We start from the raw sequence: 24,901 nt of genomic DNA on the forward strand, positions 1-24,901 counted from the left end.
GTGGAGACTGGCACGGCGCGGAGGGCCGGGCCGGGACGCGGTGTCAGGCCGCGCGGACCACCAGCGCGTCCGCGAAGGCCATCAGGGAGTCGCGCACGTCGCCCTCGGGCAGCGCGGCGACCGCGTCCTTCGCCTGCTGCGCCCACGCGCGCGCGAGGGTGGCGGTCTCGTCGACCACCACGTGCGCGGCCAGACGCTCGACCACGGAGGCGAGCGCCGCATCGTCCGTCAGGTCGCCGTCGATGTCGGCGAGCAGCGCGGCGTCGTCCGCCGTGCCCTCCCCCGCCGCGATGCGGCGGCGCAGGAGGAGCACCGGCATGGTCGGGACGCCCTCGCGGAGGTCCGTGCCGGGCGTCTTGCCGGTCGTGGCGGCGTCGGAGCGGATGTCGATGACGTCGTCGGCCAGCTGGAAGGCCACGCCGGCGGCCTCGCCGTAGGCCGTGACCTGCTGGACGATGCGCGGCGGGCAGCCGCCGAACATCGCGCCCAGGCGGGCGGAGGTCGCGATGAGCGAGGCGGTCTTGTCCGCGAGGACCTGGAGGTAGAAGGCGATCGGGTCGTCGTCCTCGGCTGGGCCCACGGTCTCGTGGAGCTGGCCCAGGCACAGGCGCTCGAAGGTCTCGGCCTGGATGCGCACCGCCTGCGGGCCGAGCCCGGCGACCACGGTGGACGCGCGGGCGAACAGCAGATCGCCGGTGAGGATGGCGACGGAGTTGCCCCAGACCTCGTGCGCGGCGGGGGCGCCGCGTCGGGTGGGCGCGGAGTCCATGACGTCGTCGTGATAGAGCGTCGCGAGGTGGGTGAGCTCGACCACCACGGCGGCGTCGAGGACCTCGGGGCGCGAGCCGTCGCCCAGCTGCGCGCACAGCAGCGCGAGGAGCGGGCGCAGGCGCTTGCCGCCCGCGTCGACCAGGTGGCGCGACGTGGCGTCGGCGAGCTTGTCCGACTGCGCGACGGCGTCGCGCAGCCTCTCCTCGACGAGCTCGAAGCGGGGCTGCAGCTCCGCCTCGAGAGCCTCGTTGCCGATCGACAGGGAGGCCATGGGCTAGCCCGCCGCTCCGAGCAGCAGCACGCCGGCGTTCTCGAACGCGGCGAGCACCGGTCCGGGCACGATGCCGAGCAGCAGCACGGCGGCGACCGCGATGATCACGACGACGCGCGCGAGCGGGCTGTGGTCGATCTCGATCGCGTCCTCCTGGCCGTCGGGGACGTCCGTGAGGAACATCAGCACGATCAGGCGGACGTAGAAGAACGCGGCGGCGGCCGAGGCGATGACGGCGATGAGCACGAGCGGCCAGCCGCCCTCGGAGATCGCGGCGGCGAACGCCACGAACTTGCCCACGAAGCCCGCGGTCAGCGGGATGCCTGCGAAGGACAGCAGGAACAGCGCCATCGCACCCGCGAGCCACGGGGAGCGCTTGCCCAGGCCCGCCCACTGGCCGAGGCGCGTGGCCTCGCCCAGGACGGTGCCGTCCTCGGCCTTCTCGCGGACCTGCGTGATGACCGCGAACGCGCCGAGCGTAGCGACGCCGTAGGACGCGAGGTAGAACGGCAGCGCGGAGAGCGCGCCGTCGGGGAAGCCGGCGAACGCGACCAGGATGAAGCCGGCGTGCGCGACGGACGAGTACGCGAGCATGCGCTTGAGCTCGGTCTGCACCAGCGCGACCACGGTGCCCAGCACCATCGAGGCGATGGCGACGGCCCAGATCAGCCAGTTGAGCTCCCACTCGAGCCCGTAGAACGCCTCGTACGCGACGCGCAGCAGCGCCGCGGTGGCGGCGGCCTTGGTCGCCGCGGCCATGAAGGCCGTCACGGGGGTCGGGGCGCCCTGGTAGGCATCCGGGGTCCACGAGTGGAACGGCACGGCGCCGATCTTGAACAGCAGGCCCACCACGACCATGACCGCGCCGGCGAGGATCATCGCGTCCACGCCGGTGACGGAGGAGACGCCCGCCGCGATGCCCGCGTAGGAGGTCGACCCGGTCGCGCCGTAGAGGAACGCCGCACCGAACAGCAGGATCGCGGAGGAGAACGCGCCGAGCAGGAAGTACTTCAGGGCGCCCTCGTGGGAGAGGAACCGGCGGCGACGCGCGAGCGCCACCAGGATGTACAGCGGCAGCGAGAACACCTCGAGCGCGACGAACAGGAAGATGAGGTCCGTCACCGAGGTGAACAGCATCATGCCGCCCACCGCGAACAGCGCGAGCGGGAACACCTCGGTCACCTGGAAGCCCTTGCGCCGCGCGAGGGTCTCCTCGGTGGAGCCGGGCGCGACGGAGCCGAGCGGCGTGAACGCCTCCTCGCCGGCGCGGGTGCGCGCGGCGAACAGCAGCGCGCCGAGCGTGCCGAACACGGCGATGAGCACCTGCCACGCGAGCGACTGACGGTCGACCGTGAGCATGCCGTCGAGCACCACCGTGCCCGCGCCCTCGAGCGCGGCCCACTGGGCGATCGCGGTGCCGGCGGCGGCGATCAGCGCGACGAGCGAGACGCCCAGCTGCACCTTCCGCCGCGTCTCCGCGCTCCGGATGAAGGACTCGAGCAGGATCGCGACCGCGGCGGCGCCGAGGACGATGATGACGGGCGCGAGCGGCGCCCAGGCGATCTCGGGGGTCGTGAAGCTCACTGACCTGCCTCCTCGGTGGAAACGGTGGCGACGATGTCGGCCGAGGGCTCACGCAGCGTGTCGATCGCGATGCCGGGCAGGAAGCCGAGCACCAGCATGAGCGCGACGAGCGGCCACAGCACCACGCGCTCGCGGCGCGTGAGCTCGCGGACCGGCTTGCGACCCTCCGGAGCCGGTCCGGTGAACACCTTCTGGTAGGTCAGCAGCACGTACAGCGCGGCGAGCACCACGCCCACCGCGGACACGACGACCGCGGCCTTGGCCACGGAGAACGCGCCGACGAGGACCATGATCTCGGAGACGAACGGCGACAGGCCCGGCAGCGCGAGGGCGCTGAGGCCGATCACCAGGAACGTGCCCGCGAAGACGGGGACGATGCGCTGGAGACCGCCGTACGCCGTCACGTCCGCGGTGCCGTACCGGTGGATCAGGAAGCCGACCACGAAGAACAGCGCGCCGGTCGAGAGGCCGTGGTTGAACATGTAGAACGCGGCGCCCTCGACGGAGGTCTGGGTGAAGGCGAAGATGCCGAGCACCATGATGCCGAAGTGGCTCACCGAGGTGAACGCCACCAGGCGCAGCATGTCCTTCTGGCCGATCGCGAGCAACGCTCCGTAGATCACCGAGATGACCGCGAAGACGATGATCACCGGCGCCGCCCACTGCGCGGCCTCGGGGAACAGCGCCACGCACAGCGTGAGCATGCCGAAGGTGCCGATCTTGTCGAGCACCGCGACCAGCAGCGCGGTGGTGCCCGGGCGGGCCGTCTCCGCGACCGTGGGCAGCCACGTGTGGACCGGCACCATGGGCGCCTTGATCGCGAACGCGAGGAAGAACGCGAGGAAGATCAGCCGCTCCGCGGTGGTCGACATCGGCAGGTTCGTGAGGTTGTCCGTGAGGAACGCCTCCTCGCCGCCGGGGCCCTGGAAGTACAGGGCGACCACGCCGACGAGCATGATGAGCCCGCCCGCGAGCGAGTACAGCAGGAACTTCACCGCGGCGTAGCGACGCTGGCCGCCGCCGAACGATCCGATGAGGAAGTACAGCGGGATGAGCATCGCCTCGAACAGCACGTAGAAGAGGAAGACGTCACGCGCGGCGAAGATGCCGATCATGAACGCCTCGCTCAGCAGGATCAGCGCGAGGTAGTGGGTGCGGCGAGCGGGGTCCTTGTCCTCCCACCAGCCGGCGAGGATCGCCAGCGGGGTCAGCAGCGCGGACAGCACGATCATCAGCAGGCCGATGCCGTTGACGCCGAGCGCCCAGCTGGTGCCGATCTGCGGGATCCACGGGTAGACCTCGGAGAACTGGATGGTGCCGGCGGCGCCGGTGTCGAACTGCAGGAACAGGACGACGGCGAGGACCAGCTCGATTCCGGTGATGGCGAGCGCGATCTCCCGCACCCGGACGCGCGCCCCGCCGGGCAGGGCCCAGAGCAGGACGGCGCCGAGCGCGGGCAGCGCCACCATGACGGAAAGGATCGGGAACATGGTTTAGAGACCCCCCTGCACCACGACGAGGATGACGATGACAAGGCCCACCAGCATGGTCAGCGCGTACGAGCGCACCTGACCGTTCTGCGTCTTGCGCACGGACTCGCCGGTACGGGCGAAGCCGTGGGCGGTCTTGTCCACCGCGCCGTCGACGAGCGCCGCGTCGGCGTAGACGAGCGTGCGGGTGAGGTGGGTGCCGGGGCGCTCGAACACGCCCCGGTTGACCGAGTCCTGGAACATGTCGTTGCGCGCGGCGATGGTCGCCAGCGAGGCCGCGGGCGCGGTCTCGGGCACGTCGGCCGCGCCGTACTTGCGCCACGCGAACCAGGCGCCGGCGGCGACCAGGAGCAGCGTCGCGACCATGATCACGGGCACCGGCAGCACGGGCTCGTGGTGCTCGGCGTGACCGGTGACCGGCTCGAGCCACGTGCTGAAGCGGTCGCCCATCGCGAGGAACAGGCCCAGGAAGGCGGAGCCGACCGCGAGGATGATCATGGGCACCGTCATGAGCGCGGGCGACTCGTGCGGGTGCTGACCGTCGGTCCAGCGCGCCTTGCCGTGGAACGTCATGAAGAACAGGCGCGACATGTAGAACGCGGTGAGGCCCGCGCCGATCAGGGCGGCGCCGCCGAGGATCCAGGGCTGCGCGCCCTCGCCCACGAACGCGGCCTCGATGATCTTGTCCTTGGACCAGAAGCCGGAGAACGGCGGGACGCCCAGGATCGCGAGCCAGCCGAGCCCGAACGTCACCCAGGTGGTGACCATCGCGGTGCGCAGCGCGCCGAAGCGGCGCATGTCGACCTGGTCGGACATGCCGTGCATCACGGAGCCCGCGCCGAGGAACATGCCGGCCTTGAAGAAGCCGTGCGTGACCAGGTGGAAGATCGCGAACGCGTAGCCGATGGGGCCGAGGCCCGCGGCGAGCATCATGTAGCCGATCTGCGACATGGTCGAGGCGGCGAGCGCCTTCTTGATGTCGTCCTTGGCCATGCCGATGACGGCGCCGAGGATCAGCGTGAACGCACCGATCGCCGCGACGGTGGTCTGCGCGGCGGGCGCGCCCTCGAACACGGGCGCGGACCGGACGATGAGGTACACACCCGCCGTGACCATGGTGGCCGCGTGGATGAGCGCCGACACCGGCGTGGGGCCGGCCATCGCGTCGCCCAGCCAGGACTGCAGCGGGAACTGCGCGGACTTTCCGCAGGCGGCGACCAGCAGCATGAGGCCGATCGCGGTGAGCTGCGCGGTGGTCGCCTCGGGCGCCGCCGCGAACACGGTCTGGAAGTCCAGGCCGCCCAGGTAGGCGAACATGAGGCCCATCGCGAGGATGAGCCCGATGTCGCCGACGCGGTTGACCACGAACGCCTTGTTGGCCGCGGTCGCGTACTCGGGCTTGTGGTTCCAGAAGCCGATGAGCAGGTACGAGGCGAGGCCCACGCCCTCCCAGCCGACGAACAGCAGGAGGTAGGAGTCGGCGAGCACCAGCAGCAGCATCGCGGCCACGAACAGGTTGAGGTACGCGAAGAACCGGCGGCGGTCCGGGTCGTGCTCCATGTACGCCACGGAGTAGATGTGGATGAGCGTGCCCACGAAGGTCACGAGCAGCACGAAGGTCATCGACAGCGGGTCGACCAGGAGGCCGGCGTCGAGGTTGAGCTCGCCGCCGGGAATCCAGGAGAACAGGTGCACGGCGTGCGAGCGGTCGTGCTCGTCGAGGCCGAGCATCTGGATGAACGCGAGGAGGCCGACCAGGAAGGCGGTGCCCGACGCGGCCACCCCGAGCCAGTGGCCCCACGGGTTGGCGCGCTTGCCCGCGAGGAGCAGCACGAAGCTGCTCGCCAAGGGCACGGCGATGAGAAGCCAGGTGAGATCAAGCATGGTCAGCCCTTCAGCTCAGCGGGTTCGTCGAGCGAGATGGTCTGGCGCGCGCGGAAGACGGCGATGATGATCGCGAGGCCGACCACGACCTCGGCGGCCGCGACCACCAGGACGAAGAAGGCCATGATCTGACCGTCGATCTCGCCGTGGATGCGCGAGAAGGCGACGAGCGCGAGGTTCGCGGCGTTGAGCATGAGCTCGACGCCCATGAACGCGATGATCGCGTTGCGGCGCAGCAGGACGGCCGCGGAGCCGATCGCGAACAGGATGCTCGCGAGGATGACGAAGTTGATGGGGTCCATCAGCGGTCGCCCTCCTTGCGCGACGGGTCCTCGAGCTGGGCGCGCCACTGCTCGCCCTCGACCGTCTGGTTGCGGATCTTGAGCACGCGGGACACCGAGTGCTCGATGGGCCGGCCCTCGGGGTCGAGCGCGGGGACGTCGAGCGCGTTGTGACGCGCGTAGACGCCCGGCATGGGCTTGTTGACCGGGTCCGCGCCCACGCGCACGCGGTCGCGCTGGACCTCGAGCTGGGTACGACGCGGCTTGAGGCGGGGCGTGTGCGTGAGCACGAGCGCGCCGACGGCCGCGGTGATGAGCAGGAAGCCGAGCACCTCGATCACGAGGACGTACTTCTCGAACAGCATGATCGCGATGACGTCGGGCTCGCCCTGCACGCCGGTGGGCGCGACGGGCAGCGTGGTGCGCACCACGATCGACACGAGGAAGGCGCCGAGGCCCGCGGCCGTGAACAGGCCGATCCAGCGCTGGCCCTTGATGGTCTCCTTGAGCTCCTCGCGCTGGTCGACGCCGACCAGCATGAGGACGAAGAGGAAGAGCATCATGACCGCGCCGGTGTAGACGACGATCTGCACCATCCCGAGGAACGGGGCGCCGAGCGTCACGTAGGCGGCCGCGAGGCCCACCATGACGAGCACCACGGACATCGCGACGTGGACTGCCTTGCGCGCGAACAGCAGCGAGAACGCCGGGATCACGGTGAGCGCGGCGATGATCCAGAACATGACGGCGTTGACCATCAGATCGTGGCCTCCTTGTTCTCCGGAAGCGTCGCGTCGTCCGGACGGTGCTCGCGCACCCACTCGACCTGCGACGCGACGGGCTCGGTGACCTCGCCGCGGTAGTAGGAGCCGTCGGTGGTGCCGGGCACCATCGGGTGCGGCGCCGCGAGCATGTTCTTGCCCATCGGCGCGAGCAGGTCTTGCTTCTCGTAGATGAGGCCCTCGCGGGTGGGGCCCGCGAGCTCGTACTCGTTCGTCATGGTCAGCGCACGCGTGGGGCACGCCTCGATGCACAGCCCGCAGAAGATGCAGCGCAGGTAGTTGATCTGGTAGACGCGGCCGTAGCGCTCGCCGGGGCTGACCTGGTGGTCGGGCGTGTTGGAGTCCGCCTCGACGTAGATCGCATCGGCGGGGCACGCCCACGCGCACAGCTCGCAGCCGATGCACTTCTCGAGACCGTCGGGGTGACGGTTGAGCTGGTGACGGCCGTGGTAGCGCGGCATGGTGGGCACCTTGACCTTGGGGTACTGCTCGGTCACGGTGGGACGGAAGAAGTTGCGCAGGGACACGCCGAATCCGGCGACGGGCGCGAGCGCCTCGCCGATCGGTCCCTTCTTGGGGAGGTTCGACTCGAAGGTCTCGCGCTGCGCGTCGCGCTCGCGGTTGACCTTCCAGACCTCGTCGGACCCGCTCACTCGGAGTCCTCCTCTCGTGAACCGGCATGCGCCTCGACCGTACGGCCCGAGCGCGGGGAGGGGGGCAGGACCTGGTGCGGCAGCGGCGGCACGGGGTAGCCGCCGGCGAACGCGTCGAGCACCTCGGGCTCGGCGTCGTCGGAGGCCTCCTCGTCCTTGGCTGCGGCGTCGGAGATGAAGCTCCACACCGCCACCACCAGCAGGATCGCGATGACGCCTGCGACGGCGTCGAACACGTTGAGGTCGCGGCCGAAGTGGTCGAACGCGGCACGGCCGACGGCGAAGAAGACCAGCCAGCCCAGGCCCACCGGGATGAGGATCTTCCAGCCGAACTTCATGAACTGGTCGTAGCGGAAGCGCAGCACGGAGCCGCGGATCCACACGAACACGAACATCAGCAGCCAGATCTTCAGGATCAGCCAGATGGGCGGGAAGATCCCGCTGTTGAGGAACTCCGCGCCGGCCCACGACGCGGGCCACGGCGCGCGCCAGCCGCCCAGGAACAGCGTCGACGCCACGGCGGAGACGTTGATCATATTCATGTACTCCGCGAGGAAGAACCACGCGAACTTCATGGACGAGTACTCCGTCATGAAGCCGGCGACCAGCTCGCCCTCGGCCTCGGGGAGGTCGAACGGCAGGCGGTTGGTCTCGCCGACCATGGAGATGACGTAGAGGATGAACGCCGGGAACAGCGGCCAGATCCACCAGCGGTCGGTCTGCGCCTCCACGATCCCGGAGGTGCTCATGGTGCCCGAGAGCATGAACACCGTCACGAGCGACAGGCCCATGGCGAGCTCGTAGGAGATCACCTGCGCGGTCGAGCGGATGGCGCCCATGAGCGGGTAGGTCGAGCCGGAGGCCCAGCCGCCGAGCACGATGCCGTACACGCCGAGCGCGGCGCACGCGAGGATGAACAGCACGGCGACGGAGAAGTCGGTGAGCTGCAGAGGCGTCGAGATGTCGGTGCCGGGGATGTGCGTGACCGGCCCGAAGGGGATCACGGAGAAGATCAGCAACGCGCAGAACACGGAGATCATGGGCGCCGCGATGTACAGCACCTTCTCCGAGCGGCGGACGGTGATGTCCTCCTTGAACAGCAGCTTCATCGCATCGGCGACGGACTGCAGCAGTCCGAACGGTCCCAGGCGGTTCGGGCCGGGACGCTCCTGCAGGCGGCCGATCACGCGGCGCTCGAACCACACCGCGAACAGCACGGAGGTCAGCAGGAACACGACGATGAGGACGGCCTTGACGATCACCAGCCACAGCGGGTCGGCGGCCAGGGCCTCCGCGACGGGGACGTCCGAGACGGACGCGAGGACGCTCATCACGCCGCTCCCTTCACCGAGACGACGGCGCCGGCGGCGACGCGCAGGTCGCGCGCCACCCAGGAGCCGGGGGACTTCACGGGCACCCACACCACGCCGTCGACCATGTCGGTGACGACGAGCGGCAGCTCGATCGCGCCGGCCTCCGTGGAGACCTCGACGCTCACGGCGTCGCCGAGCGCGGCGGCGGTGGCGGCGGACATGCGGGCGACCGCGACGCGACCGGTGCCGGCCAGGTACGGCTCGCCGTCCTGCAGCGCGCCCTCGTCGACCAGCTGGTGCCAGGTCGCGAGCACGGCCGTGCCCTTCTTGGCGCGCGGGTTGCGGGCGGCCTTGGCCTTCGGGGCGGCGGGACGCTCGGCGTCGCTCGCGGCACCCAGGGCCGCGAGCTCCGCGTTGACGGCCTCGACGGTGCCGGTGCCGAGCTCGACGCCCCACTCGCGGGCGAGCAGGTCGAGCACGCGGTGGTCGGACATCGCGTCGGTCCGGATGGCCGTCGCGAACGAGCGCAGGCGACCCTCCCAGTTGACGAACGTGCCGGACTTCTCCGACGGCGGCGCGACGGGCAGGACCACGTCCGCGGCCTCGGCGATCTCGGAGCGGCGCACCTCGAGCGACACCACGAAGCCGGCGCCCTCGAGCGCGGCGGCCACGTCCCCGGTGAGGTCCGAGGCGCTCACGCCGCCCACCACGAGCGCGCCGATGGCGCCCTCCGCGGCAGCGGCGAGGATGCCGGCGGTGTCGCGACCCTTGGCCGCGGGCAGCGCGTCGACGCCCCACGCCTTGGCGACGGCGTCGCGCGGGCCCTTGAGGGTCGCGGTGCGGCCGCCGGGCAGCAGGCCGGGCAGCGCGCCGGCCTCGACGGCGCCGCGCTCGCCGGCGCGGCGCGGGATCCACGCGAGGCGGGCGCCGGTGGACGATGCGACCTCGAGGGCCGCGGCGAACGCACCGGGGGCCTCGGCGACCCTCTCGCCGAGCACGACGACGGCGCCGGGCTGGGCGAGGGCGTCGCGGACGTCGGCGGGGAGGTCTGCCAGCGCGGCGGCCTCGCGGCCGGGGGCCGCGGGCACGAGCGTCGCGCCGAGCTTCTCGGCGCCGCGCGTGAGGAACGGTGCGACCGTGGCGACCCTCTGACGGCCGAGCGACTTGCGCAGGCGCAGGAACACCACGCCGCCCTCGTCCTCGGCCTCGAAGCCGACCAGCAGGACGGCGGGGGCCTTCTCGAGCTCGCCGAACGTGACGCCCAGGCCGGTGCCGGCGACCTGCGAGCCGAGGAACGCCTGCTCCTCGTCGCTTGCGGCGCGGGCACGCGAGTCGACGTCGTTGGTGCCGAGCACCACGCGCGCGAACTTCTGGAAGGCGTACGCGTCCTCGAGCGTCACCCGGCCGCCGGTCAGGACCGCGGCGCCCCGCGCATCGTCCCCCTCACCGGAGGTGGCGGCCTTGATGCCCGCCGCGGCGGCGGCGAGCGCCTCGGGCCAGGACACCTCGACCAGGTCGCCGTCCTTGCGGACCATGGGGCGGGTGAGGCGGTCGGACAGGTTCTGCCACGCGAACGCGAAGCGGTCCTTGTCGGAGATCCAGTCCTCGTTCACCACCGGGTCGTTGTCCGCGAGGCGGCGCAGGATCTTGCCGCGGCGGTGGTCGATCCGGATGGCGGAGCCAGACGAGTCGTGCTCGGAGATGCTCGGCGAGGACACCAGGTCGAACGGGCGCGAGCGGAAGCGGTACGCGGCGGAGGTCAGGGCGCCCACGGGGCAGATCTGGACCGTGTTCCCGGAGTAGTACGAGGAGAAGGCCTTGCCGGCCTCGTCGACGGTGGCGGCGCCCACGGGGCGGTAGCCGTCGAAGTCGAGCACGTCCTCGTCGAACGTGCCGATCTGCTGCTGCGCGCCGCGGTTCTGCAGGTCGATGAACGCGTCGCCGGCGATCTCCTTGGAGAAGCGGGTGCAGCGCTGGCACAGGACGCAGCGCTCGCGGTCGAGCAGGATCTCGGAGCTGAGCGCGAGGGGCTTCTCGAAGACACGCTTGACGTCCACGAAGCGGCTCTCGGGGCGGCCGTGGCTCATCGCCTGGTTCTGCAGGGGGCACTCGCCGCCCTTGTCGCAGACCGGGCAGTCGAGCGGGTGGTTGATGAGCAGCAGCTCCATCACGCCCTTCTGGGCGCGGTCGGCCTCCTCGGAGGTGTGCTGCGTGTTCACCACCATGCCCTCGGTGACCGTCATGGTGCACGAGGCCTGGGGCTTGGGGAACGCGCGCAGGTTGCCGTCCGGGCCGGGCGACGCGACGTCGACGAGGCACTGGCGGCACGCGCCGGCCGGCTTGAGCGCCGGGTGGTCGCAGAAGCGCGGGATCTCGATGCCCACCTGCTCGGCGGCACGGATGATGAGCGTGCCCTTGGGCACGGAGACCTCGGTGCCGTCGATGGTCAGGGTGACGGTGTCGACCACCGCCGCTGCCGGCTTGTCCGCGGTCGCGGTCATGCGTGCGCCTCCTCGGTGGCGGGCGTGTCGGAGTACTCGAAGAGCGCCGAGGCCGCGTGGTCGAACGGGCAGCCGCCCTGCTCGACGTGCGCCTCGTACTCCTCGCGGAAGAGCGTGACGGAGCTGATGATCGACGAGGTCGCGCCGTCGCCGAGCGCGCAGAACGAGCGTCCGGCGATCGAGTCGCACGTGTCGAGCAGCTGCTGGATGTCGGCCTGCGTGCCGCGGCCGGCCTCGATGCGCTTGAGGATCTGGGTGAGCCAGTAGGTGCCCTCGCGGCAGGGGGTGCACTTGCCGCAGGACTCGTGCTTGTAGAACTCGGTCCAGCGGGTCACGGCGCGGACCACGCAGGTGGTCTCGTCGAACAGCTGGAGCGCGCGGGTGCCGAGCATGGAGCCCGCGGCGCCCACCGACTCGTAGTCGAGCGGGGTGTCGAGGTGATCCTGCGTGAAGATCGGGGTCGAGGACCCGCCGGGCGTCCAGAACTTGAGCTCGTGGCCCTCGCGGATCCCTCCGGCGAGCTCGAGGAGCTCGCGCAGCGTGATGCCCAGGGGCGCCTCGTACTGGCCGGGGCGCGTGACGTGCCCGGACAGGGAGAACAGGCCCATGCCCTTGGAGCGCTCGGTGCCCATGGCCGTGAACCACTCCACGCCCTTGTCGACGATCGCGGGCACGGAGGCCACCGACTCGACGTTGTTCACCACGGTGGGGCGGGCGTAGAGGCCGGCGACCGCGGGGAACGGGGGCTTGAGGCGCGGCTGGCCGCGGCGCCCCTCGAGCGAGTCGAGAAGCGCGGTCTCCTCGCCGCAGATGTACGCGCCGGCGCCGGCGTGCACGGTGACGTCGAGGTCGAAGCCCGAGCCGTGGATGTTCTTGCCCAGGTGGCCCGCCTCGTATGCCTCGCGCACGGCCTGCAGCAGGCGGCGGTACACGTGGACCACCTCGCCGCGCAGGTAGATGAACGCGTGGTTGCAGCCGATCGCGAAGGACGTGATGATCACGCCCTCGATCAGGGCGTGCGGCGCGGACATCATGGTGGGGATGTCCTTGCAGGTGCCGGGCTCGGACTCGTCGGCGTTGACCACCAGGTAGCGGGGGCCGCCGTCGTCCGGGGGCAGGAAGCCCCACTTCATGCCGGTGGGGAAGCCTGCGCCGCCGCGGCCGCGCAGTCCGGAGTCCTTGACGGCCTGGACGAGGTCGCCGGGAGCCATGCCCAGGGCCTTCTTCAGCGGCGCGTAGCCGCCGGCCTCGGTGTAGGTGTCGAGGCTCCACGACTTGTCCGAGCCCCAGGTGGCGCTCAGCACGGGGGTCAGCGTGACGGTCACTTGGCGCCCTCCGTCCAGCCCTGGCCCTTCGCGGCCTCGAGGCCCGCGAGCGTGGCCGTGCCGGCGCCCTGGTCCTCGTCCGCGCGGCCGTCCTCGAAGCCCGCGAGCACGCGGGAGACCTGCTTGAAGGAGCACACCTTCGCCGGCCCGCGGCTCGGGGCCACGTCCTTGCCCGCGCGGAGGTCGTCGACGACCTGCTTGGCGGATTCGGGCGTCTGGTTGTCGAAGAACTCCCAGTTGACCATCATCACGGGCGCGTAGTCGCATGCGGCGTTGCACTCGAGGCGCTCGAGGGTGACCTTGCCGTCCTCGGTGGTCTCGTCGTGACCGACGCCCACGTGCTCGGACAGCTCGTCCCAGATGCGGTCGCCGCCCATGACGGCGCACAGCGTGTTGGTGCACACGCCCACCTGGTACTCGCCGTTGGGGCGGCGCTTGTACTGCGTGTAGAACGTCGCGACGGCGGACACCTCGGCGGCGGTCAGCTCGAGCTGCTCCGCGCAGAACTGGATGCCGTCGGGGCTCACGAACCCGTCCACCGACTGCACCAGGTGCAGCATCGGCAGCAGCGCGGAGCGCTTGACCGGGTAGCGGGCGATGATCGCGGCCGCGTCCTCGGTCAGGGAAACGAGGGTGGTCTCGTCATAGGTCATCGGTCGACGCCTCCCAGCACCATGTCGATCGTGGCGATCGCCACCACGACATCGGCGACCTGGCCACCCTCGGTGAGGATGCCCAGCGCCTGCAGGTTGTTGAATCCGGGGTCACGGAAGTGCGCGCGCCAGGGCTTGGTGCCGCCGTCGGACACCAGGTGGACGCCGAGCAGGCCCTTGGGGCCCTCGATCGCCGAGTACACCTGGCCCGCGGGAACCTTGAAGCCCTCGGTCACGAGCTTGAAGTGGTGGATGAGCGACTCCATCGACTCGCCCATGATGTGGCGGATGTGGTCGAGCGAGTTGCCCTGGCCGTCGGAGCCGACGGACAGCTGCGCGGGCCACGCGATCTTCTTGTCCGCGACCATCACGGGCTGGCCCTCGGTCGCCTCGAGGCGGTCGGCGCACTGCGCGACGATCTTGAGGGACTCGTAGCACTCCTCGAGGCGGAGCACCACGCGCGAGTACGCGTCGGCGTCGGTCGAGGTGGGGACCTGGAAGTCGTAAGTCTCATAGCCGAAGTACGGGTCCGCCTTGCGGACATCGTACGGCAGGCCTGCCGAGCGCAGGATCGGGCCGGTGATGCCCAGCGCCATGCAGCCCGCCAGGTCGAGGTTCGCGACGCCCTGGAGGCGGCCCTTGAAGATCGGGTTCTCGAGCTGCAGGTCCGCGAGCTCGTCGAGCTTCTGCTTGATCTGCGGGATCACTTTGCGGATGAGCGCGACCGCATCCTCGGGGGTGTCCTGGGCGACGCCGCCGGGACGGATGTACGCGTTGTTGGTGCGCAGGCCGGAGATGTTCTCGATGACGCGGAACGTGTCCTCGCGCGCGACGAACGCGGTGGTCATCACCGTGGTCGCGCCCATCTCGTTGCCGCCGGTGCCGATCGCGACCAGGTGCGAGCCGATGCGGGTGAGCTCGAGCATGAGGACGCGCAGGATGTTCGCGCGCTCCGGGACGTCGTCCGTGATGCCGAGCAGCTTCTCGATGCCCATGCAGTACACGGCCTCCTGCGACATGGACGCGACGTAGTCCATGCGGGTGCAGAAGGTCACGCCCTGGGTCCAGGTGCGGTACTCCATGTTCTTCTCGATGCCGGTGTGGAGGTAGCCGATGCCCGCGCGGGTCTCGGTCACCACCTCACCCTCGAGCTCGAGCATGACGCGCAGCACGCCGTGGGTGGACGGGTGCTGGGGGCCCATGTTGACCACGATGCGCTGCTGCGCGAGGCGCGCGGCCTCGTCGGCGATCTCCGACCAGTCGCCACCGTAGGCGCTGTACTCGGGGGCGTCGGGGTCCTCGACGAACGCGCCGGTCGCGTGGGGTGCAGTCTGGGTCATCGGTACTGCCTCCGGTTGTCGGGCGAGGGGATCTCCGCGCCCTTGTACTCCACGGGGATGCCGCCCAGCGGGTAGTCCTTGCGCTGCGGGTGGCCCACCCAGTCGTCGGGCATCTCGATGCGGGCGAGCGACGGGTGGCCGTCGAACACGATCCCGAAGAAGTCCCAGGTCTCGCGCTCGTGCCAGTTGTTCATCGGGTAGATCCCGGTGATCGACGGGATGTGCGGGTCCTGCTCCGACACGGCGACCTCGACCCGGAGGCGGCGGTTATGCGTGATCGACTGCATCGGGTAGACGGCGTGGAGCTCGCGGCCCGCGTCCGCCGGGTAGTGCACGCCGGACACGCCCAGGCACATCTCGAAGCGGAGGTCCTGGTCGTCGCGCAGGTGCCGCGCGACCGCGGGCAGGTGCTCGCGCGCGACGTACAGCGTGAGCTCGCCGCGGTCGACCACCACGTGCTCGATGGCCGCGTCCGCGTCCTCGCCCAGCAGCTCCTCGAGGACGTCCACGACGCCGTCGAACCACTCGCCGTAGGGGCGCTCGGTGGCGCCGGGCATCTCGACGGGCTTGACCAGGAGGTCGTAGCCGGAGGTGTCGCCCTGGGCGCCGAACATGCCCTCGCGGACGTTGATCAGCGTGATGGTCTCGCGCTCGCCGGGCTGGAGGCCGCCCTGGGCGTCGCCGGTGCCGGTGAGGTCCTGGGACTCGCTCAACGCAGCAGACCCTTCATGTCGGAGGTGGGGGTCGCGGCGAGCGCGGCGGCCTCGGCGGCGGCGGCGATCTCGCGGCGGTTGCGGCCCATGGGGGTGTCGCGCACCTGCTGCTGCAGCTCGAGCAGCGCGTGGAGCAGCATCTCGGGGCGCGGCGGGCAGCCGGGCAGGTAGATGTCGACGGGGACCACGTGGTCGACGCCCTGCACGATCGCATAGTTGTTGAACATGCCGCCCGAGGAGGCGCACACGCCCATCGAGATGACCCACTTGGGCTCCGCCATCTGGTCGTAGACCTGACGGACGATGGGCGCCATCTTGTTGGACACGCGGCCCGCGACGATCATCATGTCGGCCTGGCGCGGAGACCCGCGGAAGACCTCGGAGCCCAGGCGCGAGATGTCGAAGCGCGGGGTGCCCGTCGCCATCATCTCGATCGCGCAGCACGCGAGGCCGAACGTGGCCGGCCAGAGGGATCCCGCCCGCATGTAGCCGACGAAGTCCTCGACCATGCCCAGCATGAACGGAGGTGCGCTCTCTTCAATACCCATGAATCAGTCCCACTCGAATCCGCCGCGGCGCCACTCGTACACGAACGGGATCGTGATGAGGGCGAGGAAGGTCATGATCGCGATCAGCCCGAACCAGCCGAGCGCGTCATGCGCGATGGCCCACGGGTAGAGGAACACGACCTCGATGTCGAAGATGATGAAGGTCATCGCGACCAGGTAGTACTTGATCGGGACGCGTCCGCCGCCGGCGGCGCCGGGGGTCGGCTGCAGTCCCGACTCGTACTGGTCGAGCTTCGCGGCGTTCGCTCGCTTCGGCCCGACGATCGAGCTGACGAACAGGCCGGCGCCTGCGAGCAGTCCCGCGATCACCATCATCACGATGATCGGCACGTACGGATTCACCGGGAGTTTCCTTCCGTCTTCATCGAGGTCGCGGACGCCCTCAGGCCGCGGGTGCGACCCTCGTCAGGGCGGCGAGCAGCTTGTCAGCCCAGTTCCCGCCGCGAGGCTCGTACACATCTGCCAGCAGTCTAGACGTGAATTCCATGACCAAAGGACTAGGAAGACCGTAGCGAGTGCACACCTTCATGACCGTCGGATGCTCGACGAGCGACGCGAACACGCGCCCGAGCGAGTAGTAGCCGCCCAGGTCGTCCTTCATCATGCGCGCGTAGGACGCCAGCGCGGCCTCCTGATCGCGCGCGCCGGTTGCGGCACGCGATGCCACAGCGGCCTCGGTGGCGCGGCGCGCGGCCTGCATCGCGTACGCGATGCCCTCGCCGTTGAACGGGTTGACCATGCCGCCCGAGTCGCCCACGAGCATCATGCCCGGGACGTAGTGCGGCTGGCGGTTGAAGGCCATGGGGATGGCGGCGCCCTTGATGTCGCCCACCTGCTCGCCCAGCTCCCAGTCCTCGGCCGAGTGGTCGAGCCAGTCGCGCAGCAGCGCACGGTGGTCGAGCTTGGGCGGCGTGCCCTTGGCGCTGAGCGTGCCGAGCCCCACGTTCGCCGTGCCGTCGCCCAGCGGGAAGATCCACCCGTAGCCCGGCAGCAGGTTCGACGCGCCGCGCTCACCGTCCCAGATCTCGAGGTGGCCCTCCATCCACTCCTCGTCGTGACGAGGGGTGGTGAAGTACGTGCGCACCGCGACGCCGAGCGGGCGGTTGTCCTTGCGCTCGATCCCCATGCCGAGCGCGAGCCGCGCGCTCACGCCGTCCGCGGCGATCACCAGCGGGGCGCGGAACTCGACCGGGTCGCCCACCTTGCGGCCGCGCTCGTCGGTCTCGCGGGCCACCACCCCCACCACGCGGCCGCCGCCGGCGTACCCGGCCTGACGCTCGTCGCGGAGCACGGACTCGACGTGCCAGCCCTCACGCACGTCCGCGCCGCCGGCCCGCGCGTGGTCCGCGAGGCGCTTGTCGAACGCGGCGCGCGGCAGCGACAGCCCGTAGTTGGGGAAGCTCTCCAGCTCGTGCCACGGGAACTCGAGGCGATGCCCGCCGCCGACCATCCGCAGCCCGTGGTTGGGGATCCACCCCTCCTCGCGCGGCGTCGGCAGCCCGATGAGGTCGATCTCCCGCACGGCGCGCGGCGTGAGGCCGTCGCCGCACACCTTCTCGCGGGGGAACCTCGACTTCTCGAGGGCGATCACGTCGAAGCCCTCGACGGCGAGGTAGCGGGCGGCGGCGGCCCCTCCGGGCCCCGCCCCGATCACGATGACATCGGCCTCAGTACGCACCCGACAAGGGTAGGTGCACGCACGGGGTGCTCCGTGCGGGACCCGACCCCCGCATCGTCCCCCCATGTCGCGAAGGTCACGGCAGGGGCACGATGCGCGCGTGACCACCGCATCGTCCCTCCTGGTGGGTACGGTGACGGTATGAGCGACGCGGGCGTCACCTGGGCGGGGACCCACACCTTCGGGGCGGAGCGGCTGGTGGAGGCGAGCACCGTCGACGACGTGCGGCGGGCGGTGCGCCAGGCGCCGGGCCGCGTGAAGGCGCTGGGCACGCGCCACAGCTTCAACGACATCGCGGACACGGACGGCACGCTCATCAGCGTGACGGGCATCGACGCCGCGCCGCTGATCGACCTCACCAGCCCCTCCACCCCCACCGTGAACGCGCCCGCGGGCATGCGCTACGGCGTGCTCGGCGGGTGGCTCCAGAAGCGCGGCTGGGCGCTCCACAACACCGGCTCGCTCCCCCACATCTCCGTCGCGGGCGCCACCGCCACGGGCACCCACGGCTCGGGCGCGCGCAACGGCTGCCAGTCGACCGCGCTGTGCCGCATCGAGTACGTGGGCGCGGACGGCAAACAGCACACCGCGCGCGCCGGACAGCCCGGCTTCGAGGGGCTGGCGGTGGGGCTGGGCGCGTTCGGCGTCATCACCGAGGTGACGCTGGGCATCCAGCCCACGTACGACATCCGCCAGGACGTCTACACCGGCATGCCGTGGGAGCACCTGCTGTCCGAGACGCCCGCGATCCTCGCGGACGCGTACTCGGTGTCGATCTTCACCACGTGGACCGAGCCCACCGTCCAGCAGATCTGGCGCAAGAGCGGCATGGGCCTCGACAAGACCCCGCCCGAGGAGTGGCACGGCGCCGTCCGCAGCCCCGCCTCCGACGCACGCCTGGTCGACGGCGACCCGGACGCGCTCACGCCGCAGGGCGGGCAGCCGGGCCCGTGGATCGACCGCCTCCCCCACTTCCGCCTCACGCACACCCCGTCGAACGGGGCGGAGATCCAGACCGAGTACTTCGTGCCCATGGAGGTCGCGGGCGAGGCGCTCGCCGCGGTGCGCGCGCTGGGCGACCTCATCACCCCGCTGCTGCTGGTGTCCGAGCTGCGCGCCGTCGCGGCGGACGACCTGTGGCTGTCGGGCGCGTACGGCCGCGACACCCTCGCGATCCACTTCACGTGGGCCCTCGAGCCCGAAGCGGTGCGCGCCGTCCTGCCCACGATCGAGCGCGCGCTCGCGCCGTTCGACGCGCGCCCCCACTGGGGCAAGTGGCACGCGTTCACCGCCGCGGACATCGCCCGCGTGCACCCGCGGCTCGCCGACGCGCGGGAGCTGTTCGAGTCGCTCGACCCCGACGGGCGGTTCGTCAACGACTACCTGATCCGCTCCGGCGTGCGCGTCGCGAGGTGACGCGGGCCGGCCGCCCGGCCCGCGCATCGTCCCCCTCCGGAACGGCCCTACTGTGGAGACGTGACCGTCCATAGCGCCTCCCCGGGACCCCTCACCGTCCGCACCGTCGACGTCGCGGACCCCGGCGACCTCATCGCGGCGCTGCCGGAGGCCGGGATCTCCTGGGTGCGGCGGGGCGAGGGCATGGTCGCGTGGGGCGAGGCCGCCCGGCTCGACTCCTCGGGTGCGGACCGCATCGACGCCGCGCAGCACTGGTGGCGCCTGCTGTGCCGCCACGCCGTGGTCCATGACGACGTCCGGGTGCGCGGCACCGGCCTGGTCGCGTTCGGCTCGTTCGCGTTCGCGGACTCGTCCGCGGCGGGCGGGTCGCTGGTGGTCCCGAGGTTCGTGCTGGGGCGTCGCGACGGGCGCGCGTGGTTCACCACGATCTCGCGTGAGGACGATGCGCCGGTTACCCTGGAGGAGGCGCTCGCCTCCGCGGTTCCCGCCGAGGGTCCGGGCGAGGTCGCGGTGTCGGCGGGCGACGAGGCGGCGTGGGCGGGCGCGGTCGACGCGGCCGTCGCGCGCATCCGCGGCGGCGAGCTGGAGAAGGTGGTGCTCGCGCGGGCCGTGTCCGCGCGAGCCGAGCGTCCCGTGGACGTGCGCGTGCTGCTGTCCCGGCTCGCGGCCGACTACCCGACGTGCTGGGCCTTCCACGTCGACGGGCTGGTGGGCGCGACCCCCGAGCTGCTCGCGCGCGTGGACCACGGCCTGGTCACGTCGCGCGTGCTGGCCGGCACCATCCGCATGACGGGCGACGACATGCGCGACCTCGCGCGCGCCGGCGCGCTCGCGCGGTCCTCCAAGGACCGCGAGGAGCATGAGTACGCGGTGCGCTCGGTGACGCAGGCGCTGGCCGCGCACTGCGGATCGGTGAACGTGCCCGACGAGCCTTTCGTGCTGCACCTGCCCAACGTGATGCACCTGGCCACCGACGTCACCGGCGTGCTGTCGCACAACGTCGCGGCGCTCGAGCTGGTGAGCGAGCTGCACCCGAGCGCGGCGGTGTGCGGGACGCCCACGCTGGGCGCCGCGCGGGTGATCGACGAGCTCGAGGGCCTGGACCGCGGCCGCTACGCGGGTCCGGTGGGGTGGATCGACGCGGGCGGGGACGGCGAGTGGTGCATCGGACTGCGCTCCGCGGAGGTGTCGCGCGAAGACCCGCGCGAGCTGCGGCTGTTCGCCGGCTGCGGGATCGTGGCCGCGTCCGAGCCCGCGTCCGAGTGGGCCGAGTCGGAGGCGAAGCTCGAGCCGATGCGACGCGCGCTGGGCATGCGCGCAGAATGAGAGACGTCTGAGCGGACGGCCCGAAGGAGGCGCCATGCATGCAGCGCACGACCACCAGGAGGCCGCGCCCACGCGCGACTTCGGACGCGACGCGTGGGAGGAGCGCTACCGGACGCGCCATGCCGTGTGGAGCGGGCATCCGAACGCTCAGCTGGTCGACGAGACCGCGACGCTGCAGCCCGGCCGCGCGCTCGACGTCGGCTGCGGCGAGGGCGCCGACGCCGTGTGGCTCGCCAACCTGGGGTGGCTGGTGACCGCCGTCGACCTGTCCGTCACGGCCCTCGAGCGCGGGCGCGCGCAGGCGGAGGCCTCCGGCGTCGCGGCGCACATCGAGTTCACGGACGCGGAGCTCGCGGACGTGCTCGCCGCGCACGAGCCATGGAACCTGGTGACCTCGCAGTACACCCATCCCGAGCAGGGCGGGCGGTGGCTGGTCGAGACGCTCGCCCCCGCCGTCGCACCCGGCGGCATGCTGCTGGTGGTGGGCCACCACCCGACCGACCCGCACGCGGCGTCGCATCCGGATCTCCGCGACGCGGCCTTCGCGGCGGAGGACGTCGCGGACGTGCTCGCGCGCGAGGACTGGGAGGTCTCGGCGACCCTGCGCGAGCGCACCACCCGCCCCGAGGGCGGGCCGGAGCGGCTGTGGCGCGACTCGGTGCTGATCGCGCGCCGTCACGGCTGAACCGCGCCGCCCCGCCCCGGTTCGCTCAGCACGGTGCCCGGGTTCGCTCAGCACGGTCTGAACCGCGACACGCGGAGCCGGCCCGCGCATCGTGCCACGATCCACCGCGTGTCGGTCCTGAGACCGTGCGCAGCGAACCAGGGGGCGCCTAGACCAGCGCCTCCACCACCTCGAGGCCCGTGACCGGCGCCGCGAGGGCCGCCTCCAGCTCCGGGCGCGACCGCACCGACGCGTGCGGCACCCGGTAGCCGGCGCAGATTGCCGCGAGGTCCGCGCCGTGGGGCGTGGTGAACACGCGCTCGAGGTTCTCCGGCGGCGCCGCCGAGTGCTCGAGGCCCGAGAAGATGGTGCCGCCGCCGTCGTTGACCACCAGGATCCGTAGCCGCGGGCGCGCCTCGCGCGGCCCGATGAGCAGCCCGCCGGCCTCGTGGAGGAACGTGACGTCGCCCATGAGCGCGTGGACGGGCCGCCCGGAGCCGAACGCGACGCCAGCCGCGGTGGACAGGGTCCCGTCGATGCCGGCGAGCCCCCGGTTCGCGAGCAGCAGCGGCGCCCGCCCGGCCGGGGCCGCCGGCATCAGCCGGTCGAGCGACCTCACGGGTCCCGACGATCCGACGAAGCCCCAGGTCTCGGGCGTGAGCGAGTCCGCGAAAGCGGCTGCCACCACGCGCGGGCCCCAGCCCTCGGGGGCGTGGACCCGGCCACCGCCGGACCGCCACTCGGCGAGCCAGGCGGGATCCGCATCGTCCGGGGCGGCGGACCACAGCCAGGTCGCGGGGACGTCGCGCAGCACCGCCTGCGCGTGGTGCGGCGCCTCGCGCCACCGCGCGCCGAAGCGCGCGACGATCAGCGCGGGCGCGCGCCTGATGAGCGCCTGGACGGGGCGGGTGAGCGTGGGGCGGCCGATCACCACCACCTGGTGCACGCGTGCCGCGAGGTCCTCGCCCTGGGGCGACTCGAGCAGCCGCACGTAGTCGGGGATGCAGTGCGAGCCGGAGCGCGCGAGCGAGGTCGGCTCGGCGAGCAGCGGCCAGCCGTGCGCCTCCGCGACCTCGCGCGCGACGTCTCCGGCGCCGTCGCCCGCGATCACCACGCCGCGGGCGACCGGCGGGAGCGGCGCGGGCTCGTCGGCGGGCGTGACGAGGGGGATGCCGCCGGTCGGGGTGGGCAGGCGCGGCGGGTCCGCCCAGACCCCGCCGTCGGCGCCGAGCGGCTCGCGGAACGCGACGTTGACGTGGACCGGGCCGGGCGCGGCGGCCATGTCCTCGCGGGCGCGGTCGCCCAGGGCCGCCGCGACGGCGCGGTCCGCGAGCGCGGTGGCGCGGTCGGGGTGCTCGCCCAGCGCGGCGGCGGGCACGTCCGCCTGCCAGCGCACGAACGCGCCGAACAGCCCCACCTGGTCGGTGGTCTGGTTGGAGCCCACGCCGCGCAGCTCGGCCGGACGGTCGGCGGTGAGGAGCAGCAGCGGGACGCCCGAGTGGTGCGCCTCCATGACCGCCGGCATGAGGTTGCCCACGGCGGTGCCGGAGGTGGTGACGATCGCGACGGGTCGCGGGCCGCCCGCAGCGGCGCGGCCGCGCGCGATGCCGAGCGCGAGGAAGGCGGCGCTGCGTTCGTCGATGCGCACGTGGAGGTCCACCTTGGGCGCGCCGAGCGGGGGGTTGGGGGCGCCGGCCTCCGCGAGCGCATGCGCGAGCGGGCCCGACCGCGACCCGGGGCTGAGCACGTAGTCCTCGACGCCCCGCTCGACGAGCGCCGCCACGAGCGCCCGCGCGAACGCGCCGGAGGGGTGCTCGCTCACGCGATCACGTCCAGCGTGAAGTCGCCGATGACCCCGTCGCGGGGCACGATCGTGTCGCGGACCGTGTCCTCCGCGAGCAGCTCGCCGGTGCCCAGCCCGCACGCGTACGGCAGCTCGAGGACGGCGCGCGCGAGCGCCACGCCCGCGGCGAGCCCGACGGAGGACTCCATCGCGCTGGAGACCACGATCGGCACGCTGTAGCGGTCCACCACGTCGAGGCAGCGGCGCACGCCTCCCATGGGGGCGACCTTGAGGACCAGGATGTCGGCGGCGGCGGCGCGCATGACCTCGTCGGCGTCGCCGGGCAGGCGCACCGACTCGTCCGCGGCGACCAGGACGTCGGTGCGGCGGCGCACCTGCGCCAGCTCCGCGACCGTGCGGCAGGGCTGCTCGACGTACTCGAGGCCCGGTCCCCCGCCGGCGCGGGCGGCGGCATCCAGCTCCTTGAGCGCCTTCACGGCGGTGTCGACGTCCCACGCGCCGTTGGCGTCCACCCGTACCCGGCCCTCCGGGCCCAAGGCGACGGCCACGGCCTCGACGCGCCGCGCATCGTCCCTCAGCGAGACGGTGCCCGCGACCTTGACCTTCGCGGTGGTGCAGCCGCCCGCCTTGGCGAGCTGGGCGGCACGGCCCGAGGGCAGCTCGGGGACGATGCTGTTGACCGGCACCGTGTCGCGCACCGCGGCGGGCCACTCGCCTCGCGCGGCCTCCATCGCGGCCTCCCACCAGCGGGAGGCGCGCTCGGGGGTGTAGTCGTCGAACGGGGAGTACTCGCCCCAGGCGTCCTCGCCGTCGGGTCCCGTGCCGCGGATGAGGACGCCGTGGCGCTCGGTGACGCCGCGGAAGCGCGTCGACAGCGCGACGCGGAAGGGGCGGAACTCCATGGGCTCAGCCTAGGGCGGCCGCCCGCCGCACTACGCTCGGAGACCATGAGCGACATCCCGGCGCAGGTCTCCGACCTCATGGATCCCACCCAGTGGCGCGCGATCGAGGGCTTCCCCGACGCGGACATCACGTACCACCGGTGGGTGTCGCGGACCGAGGACGGCGAGCGCGACCTGCCCGCCGTGCGCATCGCCTTCAACCGGCCCGAGGTGCGCAACGCGTTCCGCCCGCAGACGGTGGACCAGCTGTACCGCGCGCTCGACCACGCGCGCCAGACGGTGGACGTCGCGGCGATCATCCTCACCGGCAACGGGCCGGCCGCGGACGGCGTGCACGCGTTCTGCTCGGGCGGCGACCAGCGGATCCGCGGCAAGGACGGCTACCTCTACGAGGGCACCGCGCAGGATGCCCCCGCATACGGCGGCCGCCTCCACATCCTCGAGGTGCAGCGCCTCATGCGGAACTCCCCCAAGGTCACCATCGCCGCGGTCAACGGGTGGGCGGCCGGCGGCGGGCACTCGCTGCACGTGGTCGCGGACCTCTCGATCGCCTCGCGCGAGCACGCGCGCTTCAAGCAGACCGACGCCAACGTCGGCAGCTTCGACGCCGGGTACGGCAGCGCGCTGCTCGCGCGCCAGGTGGGCGACAAGCGGGCGAGGGAGATCTTCTTCCTCGCCCGGGAGTACTCGGCGGACGATGCGGCGGCCTGGGGGGCCGTCAACGAGTCCGTCCCGCACGGGGACCTGGAGGCCACGGCGCTCGAATACGCGAAGGTCATCGCGACCAAGTCGCCGCAGGCGATCCGGATGCTGAAGTTCGCGTTCAACCTCGCGGACGACGGCCTCGCTGGCCAGCAGGTGTTCGCCGGCGAGGCGACGCGGATGGCCTACATGACGGACGAGGCGCAGGAGGGTCGCGACGCGTTCCTCGAGCGCCGCGACCCCGACTGGACGCGCTTCCCGTACGCGTACTGACCGCGG

At 72.0% G+C, this 24,901-nt stretch carries 21 protein-coding genes and 1 pseudogene; 4 read left to right on the plus strand and 18 right to left on the minus strand.

The window, feature by feature from the left end:
* Positions 1 to 43: 43 nt before the first annotated feature.
* The 16 genes and pseudogenes from AOM05_RS01325 to AOM05_RS01400 form a co-directional block, all read right to left on the minus strand.
* The gene (locus AOM05_RS01325; RefSeq protein WP_062518806.1) at positions 44 to 1,042 is read right to left on the minus strand and encodes a polyprenyl synthetase family protein; all 999 of its coding nucleotides are present in this window, start codon (positions 1,040 to 1,042) and stop codon (positions 44 to 46) included.
* 3 nt (positions 1,043 to 1,045) lie between these two features.
* The gene (nuoN, locus tag AOM05_RS01330; protein WP_062518807.1) at positions 1,046 to 2,626 is read right to left on the minus strand and encodes an NADH-quinone oxidoreductase subunit NuoN; all 1,581 of its coding nucleotides are present in this window, start codon (positions 2,624 to 2,626) and stop codon (positions 1,046 to 1,048) included.
* Positions 2,623 to 4,116, minus strand: coding sequence for an NADH-quinone oxidoreductase subunit M (locus AOM05_RS01335; protein WP_062518808.1), 1,494 nt, complete (start codon positions 4,114 to 4,116; stop codon positions 2,623 to 2,625). Before AOM05_RS01335 ends, nuoN begins: the two co-directional genes overlap by 4 nt.
* 3 nt (positions 4,117 to 4,119) lie before the next feature.
* Positions 4,120 to 6,000 carry an NADH-quinone oxidoreductase subunit L gene (nuoL, locus tag AOM05_RS01340; RefSeq protein ID WP_062518809.1) on the minus strand — a complete coding sequence of 627 codons (1,881 nt, stop codon included), beginning with the start codon at positions 5,998 to 6,000 and terminating at the stop codon, positions 4,120 to 4,122.
* A gap of 2 nt (positions 6,001 to 6,002) precedes the next feature.
* Positions 6,003 to 6,302, minus strand: coding sequence for an NADH-quinone oxidoreductase subunit NuoK (gene nuoK / locus AOM05_RS01345; protein WP_062294135.1), 300 nt, complete (start codon positions 6,300 to 6,302; stop codon positions 6,003 to 6,005).
* On the minus strand, positions 6,302 to 7,039 hold the full coding sequence (locus AOM05_RS01350; RefSeq protein ID WP_062518810.1) for an NADH-quinone oxidoreductase subunit J: 738 nt from the start codon (positions 7,037 to 7,039) through the stop codon (positions 6,302 to 6,304). Before AOM05_RS01350 ends, nuoK begins: the two co-directional genes overlap by 1 nt.
* The gene (nuoI, locus tag AOM05_RS01355; RefSeq protein WP_228373195.1) at positions 7,039 to 7,626 is read right to left on the minus strand and encodes an NADH-quinone oxidoreductase subunit NuoI; all 588 of its coding nucleotides are present in this window, start codon (positions 7,624 to 7,626) and stop codon (positions 7,039 to 7,041) included. The genes AOM05_RS01350 and nuoI overlap by 1 nt, the downstream gene beginning before the upstream one ends.
* Positions 7,627 to 7,712: 86 nt before the next feature.
* Complete coding sequence (nuoH, locus tag AOM05_RS01360) at positions 7,713 to 9,047, minus strand: NADH-quinone oxidoreductase subunit NuoH (protein WP_062518812.1); 1,335 nt, start codon at positions 9,045 to 9,047, stop codon at positions 7,713 to 7,715.
* On the minus strand, positions 9,047 to 11,530 hold the full coding sequence (locus tag AOM05_RS01365) for an NADH-quinone oxidoreductase subunit G (RefSeq protein WP_062518813.1): 2,484 nt from the start codon (positions 11,528 to 11,530) through the stop codon (positions 9,047 to 9,049). Before AOM05_RS01365 ends, nuoH begins: the two co-directional genes overlap by 1 nt.
* A complete protein-coding gene (nuoF, locus tag AOM05_RS01370) occupies positions 11,527 to 12,855 on the minus strand; it encodes an NADH-quinone oxidoreductase subunit NuoF (protein WP_062518814.1) in 1,329 nt (442 codons plus the stop codon). Before nuoF ends, AOM05_RS01365 begins: the two co-directional genes overlap by 4 nt.
* An 11-nt stretch (positions 12,856 to 12,866) precedes the next feature.
* Positions 12,867 to 13,508, minus strand: a pseudogene (gene nuoE, locus AOM05_RS01375) (NADH-quinone oxidoreductase subunit NuoE); the annotation flags it as partial.
* A complete protein-coding gene (locus AOM05_RS01380) occupies positions 13,505 to 14,848 on the minus strand; it encodes an NADH-quinone oxidoreductase subunit D (protein WP_062518816.1) in 1,344 nt (447 codons plus the stop codon). The gene AOM05_RS01380 and the pseudogene nuoE, both read right to left, overlap by 4 nt.
* Positions 14,845 to 15,561, minus strand: coding sequence for an NADH-quinone oxidoreductase subunit C (locus tag AOM05_RS01385; protein WP_062518817.1), 717 nt, complete (start codon positions 15,559 to 15,561; stop codon positions 14,845 to 14,847). Before AOM05_RS01385 ends, AOM05_RS01380 begins: the two co-directional genes overlap by 4 nt.
* A complete protein-coding gene (locus tag AOM05_RS01390; RefSeq protein WP_062518818.1) occupies positions 15,558 to 16,109 on the minus strand; it encodes an NADH-quinone oxidoreductase subunit B in 552 nt (183 codons plus the stop codon). The genes AOM05_RS01385 and AOM05_RS01390 overlap by 4 nt, the downstream gene beginning before the upstream one ends.
* Positions 16,110 to 16,112: 3 nt before the next feature.
* Positions 16,113 to 16,472: an NADH-quinone oxidoreductase subunit A gene (locus tag AOM05_RS01395; protein WP_082097168.1), complete on the minus strand. Its 360-nt coding sequence runs from the start codon at positions 16,470 to 16,472 to the stop codon at positions 16,113 to 16,115.
* 40 nt (positions 16,473 to 16,512) lie between these two features.
* Entirely contained in the window at positions 16,513 to 17,808 is a 1,296-nt protein-coding gene (locus AOM05_RS01400) for a geranylgeranyl reductase family protein (protein WP_062518819.1), read from the minus strand.
* 141 nt (positions 17,809 to 17,949) lie between these two features.
* Here AOM05_RS01400 and AOM05_RS01405 point away from each other — a divergent pair, with 141 nt between their 5' ends.
* Genes AOM05_RS01405 through AOM05_RS01415 form a run of 3 tightly spaced genes read left to right on the plus strand, consistent with a single transcriptional unit; the run spans position 17,950 to position 21,235 of the window.
* Positions 17,950 to 19,224 carry a D-arabinono-1,4-lactone oxidase gene (locus AOM05_RS01405; protein ID WP_062518820.1) on the plus strand — a complete coding sequence of 425 codons (1,275 nt, stop codon included), beginning with the start codon at positions 17,950 to 17,952 and terminating at the stop codon, positions 19,222 to 19,224.
* Positions 19,225 to 19,284: 60 nt separating this feature from the next.
* A complete protein-coding gene (locus AOM05_RS01410) occupies positions 19,285 to 20,550 on the plus strand; it encodes an isochorismate synthase (RefSeq protein ID WP_062518821.1) in 1,266 nt (421 codons plus the stop codon).
* 34 nt (positions 20,551 to 20,584) lie between these two features.
* A complete protein-coding gene (locus tag AOM05_RS01415) occupies positions 20,585 to 21,235 on the plus strand; it encodes a class I SAM-dependent methyltransferase (protein ID WP_062518822.1) in 651 nt (216 codons plus the stop codon).
* A 148-nt stretch (positions 21,236 to 21,383) separates the two neighbouring features.
* Here the strand turns inward: AOM05_RS01415 and menD are convergent, their stop codons facing one another.
* Together menD and AOM05_RS01425 are read right to left on the minus strand one after the other, a co-directional pair.
* Positions 21,384 to 23,036 carry a 2-succinyl-5-enolpyruvyl-6-hydroxy-3-cyclohexene-1-carboxylic-acid synthase gene (gene menD, locus AOM05_RS01420; RefSeq protein WP_062518823.1) on the minus strand — a complete coding sequence of 551 codons (1,653 nt, stop codon included), beginning with the start codon at positions 23,034 to 23,036 and terminating at the stop codon, positions 21,384 to 21,386.
* Positions 23,033 to 23,920: an o-succinylbenzoate synthase gene (locus AOM05_RS01425; RefSeq protein WP_062518824.1), complete on the minus strand. Its 888-nt coding sequence runs from the start codon at positions 23,918 to 23,920 to the stop codon at positions 23,033 to 23,035. The genes menD and AOM05_RS01425 overlap by 4 nt, the downstream gene beginning before the upstream one ends.
* 45 nt (positions 23,921 to 23,965) lie before the next feature.
* Here AOM05_RS01425 and AOM05_RS01430 point away from each other — a divergent pair, with 45 nt between their 5' ends.
* On the plus strand, positions 23,966 to 24,895 hold the full coding sequence (locus AOM05_RS01430; protein WP_062518825.1) for a 1,4-dihydroxy-2-naphthoyl-CoA synthase: 930 nt from the start codon (positions 23,966 to 23,968) through the stop codon (positions 24,893 to 24,895).
* The last annotated feature ends 6 nt before the right edge of the window (positions 24,896 to 24,901 follow it).

The sequence above is a fragment of the Demequina silvatica genome, from assembly GCF_000971215.1.
GTDB classification, from domain to species: domain Bacteria; phylum Actinomycetota; class Actinomycetes; order Actinomycetales; family Demequinaceae; genus Demequina; species Demequina silvatica.

Coding starts and splice junctions, on each gene's coding strand:
- AOM05_RS01325 (WP_062518806.1), bottom strand. CDS start 1,042: ATGGCCTCCCTGTCGATCGGCAACGAGGCTCTCGAGGCGGAGCTGCAG.
- AOM05_RS01335 (WP_062518808.1), bottom strand. CDS start 4,116: ATGTTCCCGATCCTTTCCGTCATGGTGGCGCTGCCCGCGCTCGGCGCC.
- nuoL (WP_062518809.1), bottom strand. CDS start 6,000: ATGCTTGATCTCACCTGGCTTCTCATCGCCGTGCCCTTGGCGAGCAGC.
- nuoK (WP_062294135.1), bottom strand. CDS start 6,302: ATGGACCCCATCAACTTCGTCATCCTCGCGAGCATCCTGTTCGCGATC.
- AOM05_RS01350 (WP_062518810.1), bottom strand. CDS start 7,039: ATGGTCAACGCCGTCATGTTCTGGATCATCGCCGCGCTCACCGTGATC.
- nuoH (WP_062518812.1), bottom strand. CDS start 9,047: ATGAGCGTCCTCGCGTCCGTCTCGGACGTCCCCGTCGCGGAGGCCCTG.
- AOM05_RS01365 (WP_062518813.1), bottom strand. CDS start 11,530: ATGACCGCGACCGCGGACAAGCCGGCAGCGGCGGTGGTCGACACCGTC.
- AOM05_RS01380 (WP_062518816.1), bottom strand. CDS start 14,848: ATGACCCAGACTGCACCCCACGCGACCGGCGCGTTCGTCGAGGACCCC.
- AOM05_RS01390 (WP_062518818.1), bottom strand. CDS start 16,109: ATGGGTATTGAAGAGAGCGCACCTCCGTTCATGCTGGGCATGGTCGAG.
- AOM05_RS01405 (WP_062518820.1), top strand. CDS start 17,950: ATGAGCGACGCGGGCGTCACCTGGGCGGGGACCCACACCTTCGGGGCG.
- AOM05_RS01415 (WP_062518822.1), top strand. CDS start 20,585: ATGCATGCAGCGCACGACCACCAGGAGGCCGCGCCCACGCGCGACTTC.
- AOM05_RS01425 (WP_062518824.1), bottom strand. CDS start 23,920: ATGGAGTTCCGCCCCTTCCGCGTCGCGCTGTCGACGCGCTTCCGCGGC.
- AOM05_RS01430 (WP_062518825.1), top strand. CDS start 23,966: ATGAGCGACATCCCGGCGCAGGTCTCCGACCTCATGGATCCCACCCAG.